Consider the following 293-nt stretch of genomic DNA (forward strand, 5'->3'; position numbering starts at 1 on the left):
CGCCGTACGGTTGCTGCGATTAACGCGGGTGGTGGCGACTGGTGCCTGGCGCTCAAGGCCAACCAGGACTCGCTCCTGTCCGATGCCCGGGCCAGCTTCGGGGCCGAGCCAGACGCGCACCCAAGCGCGCTTTCCGAGGATATCGGCCACGGCCGGACGGAAACCCGAAAGGCGACCGTCGTTTCGAGCAAGGCTCTGGCAGAGCATCATGAATTCCCGGGCCTGAAGGCTTTTGGACGGGTCGAGGCCACCCGAAAAACAGCCGAGGGCACAACCTCGGAAACGAGGTACTT

1 protein-coding gene is annotated in these 293 nt (G+C 64.5%); it reads right to left on the bottom strand.

What is annotated here, in order from left to right:
• Positions 1-210 (bottom strand): hypothetical protein (locus tag FJQ48_RS22525; RefSeq protein WP_210236273.1); only part of this gene is annotated, 210 nt, incomplete at its 3' end.
• Positions 211-293 lie beyond the last annotated feature (83 nt).

This window comes from Ochrobactrum sp. CGA5, assembly GCF_006345815.1.
Lineage (GTDB): Bacteria > Pseudomonadota > Alphaproteobacteria > Rhizobiales > Rhizobiaceae > Brucella.